Origin of the sequence: Amycolatopsis rhizosphaerae (genome assembly GCF_007713715.1) — a bacterium.
Taxonomy (GTDB): domain Bacteria; phylum Actinomycetota; class Actinomycetes; order Mycobacteriales; family Pseudonocardiaceae; genus Amycolatopsis_E; species Amycolatopsis_E rhizosphaerae.
Genome location: NZ_VJWX01000506.1, coordinates 1 through 5,171, shown reverse-complemented (window position 1 = coordinate 5,171; position 5,171 = coordinate 1). Strand labels below are relative to the sequence as shown.

General features: G+C 67.9%; 5 protein-coding genes, 1 tRNA gene and 2 pseudogenes. 4 read left to right on the top strand and 4 right to left on the bottom strand.

Annotated elements, in window-relative coordinates; all coding sequences use genetic code 11:
* Window positions 1-948 (bottom strand): DEAD/DEAH box helicase (locus tag FNH05_RS31750; protein ID WP_144592534.1); only part of this gene is annotated, 948 nt, incomplete at its 3' end.
* Entirely contained in the window at window positions 945-1,745 is an 801-nt protein-coding gene (locus FNH05_RS31745) for a glutamate ABC transporter substrate-binding protein (protein WP_144592535.1), read from the bottom strand. The genes FNH05_RS31750 and FNH05_RS31745, both read right to left, overlap by 4 nt.
* 88 nt (window positions 1,746-1,833) lie before the next feature.
* Here FNH05_RS31745 and FNH05_RS31740 point away from each other — a divergent pair, with 88 nt between their 5' ends.
* From FNH05_RS31740 to FNH05_RS38955, 4 genes and pseudogenes are all read left to right on the top strand, one after another.
* Complete coding sequence (locus FNH05_RS31740) at window positions 1,834-2,355, top strand: MauE/DoxX family redox-associated membrane protein (RefSeq protein WP_144592533.1); 522 nt, start codon at window positions 1,834-1,836, stop codon at window positions 2,353-2,355.
* Between the two features lie 4 nt (window positions 2,356-2,359).
* Window positions 2,360-3,133: a DsbA family protein gene (locus tag FNH05_RS31735; RefSeq protein ID WP_144592532.1), complete on the top strand. Its 774-nt coding sequence runs from the start codon at window positions 2,360-2,362 to the stop codon at window positions 3,131-3,133.
* A gap of 97 nt (window positions 3,134-3,230) precedes the next feature.
* Window positions 3,231-3,303, top strand: a tRNA-Ala gene (locus tag FNH05_RS31730).
* Window positions 3,304-3,788: 485 nt separating this feature from the next.
* Window positions 3,789-4,183: pseudogene (locus FNH05_RS38955) on the top strand (GNAT family N-acetyltransferase).
* Between the two features lie 290 nt (window positions 4,184-4,473).
* Here FNH05_RS38955 and FNH05_RS31720 read toward each other — a convergent pair.
* Window positions 4,474-4,806 carry a hypothetical protein gene (locus FNH05_RS31720; protein WP_144592531.1) on the bottom strand — a complete coding sequence of 111 codons (333 nt, stop codon included), beginning with the start codon at window positions 4,804-4,806 and terminating at the stop codon, window positions 4,474-4,476.
* Window positions 4,807-4,808: 2 nt separating this feature from the next.
* Window positions 4,809-5,171: pseudogene (locus FNH05_RS38445) on the bottom strand (hypothetical protein); the annotation flags it as partial.

Here is a 5,171-nt window from a genome sequence, read left to right as displayed (position 1 = left end):
CCGCTGCTCGGCCACCGCCGCGGACACCCGCACCGTGGCCAGGCCTGGCAGGCCACGGCGATGGTCCACGCGCGGAACGCGGGCCTGGCCGGAGTCGACGACCACGCGCACCCCCGGCACGGTGAGGCTGGATTCTGCCACCGCGGTGGCCAGCACGACACGTCGCCGGGAGCCGGGCCGCAGCGCGGCGTCCTGGCGTGCCGCGGGAAGCCTGCCGTGCAGCGGCAGCACGTCTACTTCGGACAGATCGTCCAGCAGTCTCGAAACCCGGCCGATCTCACCGGCGCCGGGCACGAACGCCAGCACGTCCCCGTCCGCCTCCGACAGCGCCCGGCGCACCGTGCGGGCGACGGCGGCTTCGATCCGCTCATCCCGGGCCGGGGGCTGATAGCGGAGCTCGACGGGGAAGGTCCGGGCGTGCGCGGTGATCACCGGCGCCGAATCGAGCAGCGAGGCGAGTTTGTCCGCGGCCACGGTCGCCGAGGTCGCGAGCAGCCGCAAGTCCTCGCGAAGACCCGCGCGCACGTCGAGGAGCAGCGCCAGCAGCAGATCGGCGTCGAGGTGTCGTTCGTGGCACTCGTCGAGCACCACGGTGTGCACGCCGTCGAGTTCGGGATCGCCCTGCACCCGCCGCACGAGCAGCCCCGAGGTCACCACCTCCACCCGGGTGCGGGCGGACACCTTGCGATCGCCGCGGACCGAGTAGCCCACCGTCTCCCCGACGGGTTCGCCGAGCAGGGCGGACATCCGGGCCGCCGCGGCGCGCGCCGCGAGCCGTCGGGGTTCGGCCACCACGATGCGCCCCTGGATGTGCTGGGCCAGCGCGAGCGGGACGAGGGTGGTCTTGCCGGTGCCCGGCGGTGCGACGAGGACCGCGGTGCCGTGGGCCGACAGGGCAGCCTCGAGCTCGCCGAGTACCGCTCGGACGGGAAGGTCGGGCAGGTTCATCGTTCGGTCACGGTAGGTGGTGCGGGAAGGGGATAGCCGGAGGGGCCGATCGTGGCCTTCAGCGCGGTCATCCAGGTTCCACTGTCGATCATCCGCTGGATCGCGGCCGCCACGGCCGCGCGGCCCTCCGGATCGTTCCGGCGCAGGCCGACGCCGTACCGCTCCTGAGAGAAGGGCTTGCCCACCACCTTCAGCAGTTCCGGGTTCTGGGTGACGTAGCCGGCGAGGATGACGCCGTCTGTGGTCACCGCATCGACCTGGCCCGCCAGGAGCGCCGTCACGCAGTCCGGGTAGCGCGGGTACTCGACCAGCCGCACGGCCTTCGCGAACCGGTTCTTGACCTCCTGGGCGGGAGTCGAGCCCGCCACCGAACACAACCGGCGCCCGTCGAGCGATTCGGGGCCGCCGATCGTGGTGTCGGAGCGGCGCACCAGAAGGTCCTGGCCCGTCTCGAAGTAGGGCCCGGCGAAGGCGATGAGCTGCTCGCGTTGCGGCGTGATGGAGTAGGTCGCGACGACCAGATCGACCGCTCCTGAAGTGAGATCCGTCTCCCTGGTCGAAGACATGGTTTCCCGCCAGACGATCTCCGAGGGCTTCACGCCGAGTTGCCCGGCGAGGTAGGTGGCGACCTCCACGTCGAATCCGACGAACCGGCCATCGGGGGTGCGTTCGGCCAAACCTGGCTGGTCGAAGCGGATCCCGATCACCAGACGGCCGTCGTCGGCCTTGCCCAGCAGGGTGCCAGGGGCGTGCCGGGAACAGGCGGTGAGCCCGCACAGGAGCGCGACAACGATCATCACCCGGACGAGGGGCACGGGCGACTCCCTCCCGCTGGGGCGGCGATACTTCACCGCGCTCTGAAGGACCCGCGGATAGCCTAGGAGTGTGTTCCGCCCTTCCCAACCCGTGCTCGATATCGCCGGGACGCTGGTCCGCCTCGGCCTCGCCGCGGTCTGGCTGGTGTCCGGGTCGATCAAGATCTCGGACCCCGGGCAGACCTACCTTGCGGTGAAGGCCTACGAGATCCTGCCGTCCGCCCTGGTGCACCCGGTGGCCACGGCCCTGCCGCTGCTGGAGCTCGCGCTCGGTGTGCTTCTGCTGGCGGGGTTGCTCACCCGGATCACCGCGGTGGCCTCGGCGGTCCTTCTGGTGCTGTTCATCGCCGGGGTCGCCCAGTCCTGGGCGCGCGGGCTGGCCATCGACTGCGGCTGTTTCGGCGGCGGCGGCAAGGTGGCGCAAGGGCAGACGCAATATCCTCAGGAGATCGCTCGTGACGTCGGCTTCCTGGTGCTGGCCGGCTGGCTGATCCTCCGGTCCAGGACACGGCTCGCCGTCGACGGCTGGCTCCGTGCCGGAGAGCGGGAGCCCGCCCCGGACGAACCGGTGAGCGAAGCAGAAAGGATCTGATCAAGTGGGTGGAGCGGAACGTTCCGCGCGCAAGCGCCGGCAGCAGTCGGCGGGGGCGAGGGCGGTGGCCCAGGCGCGCGGTTCCGCCGGCGGCAACCGGAGGGTGATCGTGGCCGCGGTCGCCGTGGTGGTGCTGGCCGCGGTCGTCATCGGCGGCGTGCTCTGGACGAACGCGTCGAAGAACAACACCGCGGGCCAGGCGATCCCGCCGCAGACCACCGGCACTTCCCTGGACAACCCGGCCGAGCGGCAGGGTGTCGTGGTCGTGTCCGGGAAGGCCGACGCCAAGGTCAAGGTCGACATCTATGCCGACTTCCTGTGCCCGTACTGCGGACAGTTGCAGAAGGCCTACGGCAGCCAGATCGAGCAGCAGGTCAAGTCCGGGAACCTGCAGGTCAGCTATCACATGATCCCGCTGCTGAACAACCGCTCCGACCCGCCCGGCTACTCGCTCGACTCGGCCAACGCCGCTCTGTGCGCCGCCGACCAGGGCAAGTTCACCCCGTTCCACGACAGCCTGTTCGCCAGCCAGCCCGAAGAAGGCAAGCGTGGCTACGACAAGGCACAGTTGACGAAGCTGGGCCAGGACCTCGGGATCACCGCACCCGAGTTCGGCACCTGCGTCAACAACGGGACCTACAACCAGCAGATCAACGCGGCCTTCCAGCAGTTGTCCCAGGACCCGTCGTTCCAGGGCACACCCACCGTCCTGCACAACGGCGCCCGGGTCGACTGGACCGACCCGAACTGGCTGACCAACCTGGTGAACCAGGCGTGACGCGAGCGGGGGTCCGCGGTTGCGGACCCCCGCTGCAACCCTGGTTGGGGGGTGTTGTAACGTATACGCAGACGGACACGGAGTCCACTCCGGTCTCGGGGCTATGGCGCAGCTGGTAGCGCACCTCACTGGCAGTGAGGGGGTCAGGGGTTCGAGTCCCCTTAGCTCCACAGTTTTCAAGATCGCCCGGCACTGCGGTTTCCGCAGGTCGGGCGTTGTTTTTTGGTGGACCGAAAATTGGTCCATTGTGGACCGCTGTCAAGTTACCGTTCAGTAGGTGGAGCAAAACTGGAGCAGCGCCTGACCCCGTTTCAAATGGGGTCACCAAAACTGCTCCAGCCTGGTCACCCGGCTGGGTGTTGTTTGGCAGAATCTTTCTGCGGCGGCTCTGCGTGCGTCGCTCGCTGTGCCGACCAGGTCATGCCGTTCTGTCTCCGAACCACTCCCGTTCTCCCTGCAGCCGCGTATCCGCCACGGGTCCCCACCGCCTTGCGGAAATGGCTTCGCCGCCGGAATCAGTGGCTCGCTGGTGAACGTCGACGGGGCCGGGACACGGCCGGGGCGGAGCCCTGGGGGTCGTTAATCGTTCTGCCTTGGTTGGCCGGGTCGTGCAGACTAGCTGGGATTGAGGGCGCTGTGAGCGGCTGGGGGTCGGATGTTCGAGGCGTGCGAGCGCGACGGGTTTTGCCTGACGGGCGAACGGCTGTTGTTGCGCAACTTCGTCGCCTCGGATGAGTTGTCTGTGCATGCGTTCGCCAGCAATCGTGAAGTGACTCGCTACACCGATTGGGGTCCCAACAGCGCTGAGGACACTCGAGTGTTCCTGCGTGGCGTGTTGGCACAGGCGCGCAGTGCGGAGCGGTCGGAGTTCAATCTCGCTGTGGTCGAGTGGTGGGGTCCGCCGCGCTGCGGGTGACGAGTCGCGAGCATGCTCGTGGCGAGTTGGGCTACGTCTTCCACCGAGAGGTCTGGTCACGGGGATACGCAACCGAGGCTGGCCGACTGCTTCTGCTGTTCGGCTTCGAGCGCTTGGATCGGTATGCAGTGTGAAGGCAGGCTGCGCAGTCACGTGTTCCTTCGCGGGACCTGGCGAGACTCCGTGCTCTACGCGGCGATCAACGAGACGGCTGATAGCTGAGAGAGCACCGTTGCGGTGCCACTATCCCGCGCTGCCGAAGCCCCCTGGTGGCCATCCGTTGCCGCGGGGTGGCTGGCATGGTTACGGCGGTGGCACTGCTCGTGCGTCGTGTCGCTCGGTGGCCCGAGTACAAAGTGTGAACTACCCCTTGGCCCTGATCATTGGCGCTTTCGCGAGCGTATTGCTCAGCACGCCGCCGGGCTCACGTCGAAGTCGTGTCTTTCGGTAGATCGAACCAGCACACGTCTCCGAGCGAGGGTTCAACCCCGTCGCGGAGCATCGCGGCTACTTCCGTTTCGATCCGTTGTGCCGACTCCGTGAGGCTGGTCGGCCAGGGTGTGAATCCGTCCGCTTCGGTGAGCGTGCCGGGCACGATGACACCTTCCCGCACGAACTGCGCCGCGGCCTGTCCCGCCGTGGTCAGGAGGTCATCACTTGATCCGGTGACCTCTCGCACCATGCCCAACAGTTCGGCGAAGTAGATCCAGTCGTCCTCGGCGGCTTCAAGAAGCTGAGTTCGCAACTCCTCCAGCATCGCTAGTCCCACCCCTGTGCGTTGACGTGGATCTTCAACGACCACCCGCCTGGCGCTGTGATGTCGATGGTCGGTTCCACTGTAGTCTTTGACTTCACTCGGTAACCGATCCTAGTTCCGTCCGGGAACAACAGCACGGAGCCCGCGTAGGTCGGTGCTTCGATCTTCTGACCACCCGCCGACAGGGCGGCGAACAACTCGTCCAACTCTTCGAGCGAACGAACCTCCCGGATGGGGCGCTTCTTCGGTTTGGCCGGTGCGCGGCCGATCAACTTGCCCGCGTCGCGCGCGTGTTCGGCGGCGTTCTTGCCCTGCCACTGACCGGCGACGGCCGCTGGGCGGCCCTTGCCCGCGCGGGCCGGGGC

Coding starts and splice junctions, on each gene's coding strand:
- FNH05_RS31745 (WP_144592535.1), bottom strand. CDS start 1,745: ATGATCGTTGTCGCGCTCCTGTGCGGGCTCACCGCCTGTTCCCGGCAC.
- FNH05_RS31720 (WP_144592531.1), bottom strand. CDS start 4,806: ATGCTGGAGGAGTTGCGAACTCAGCTTCTTGAAGCCGCCGAGGACGAC.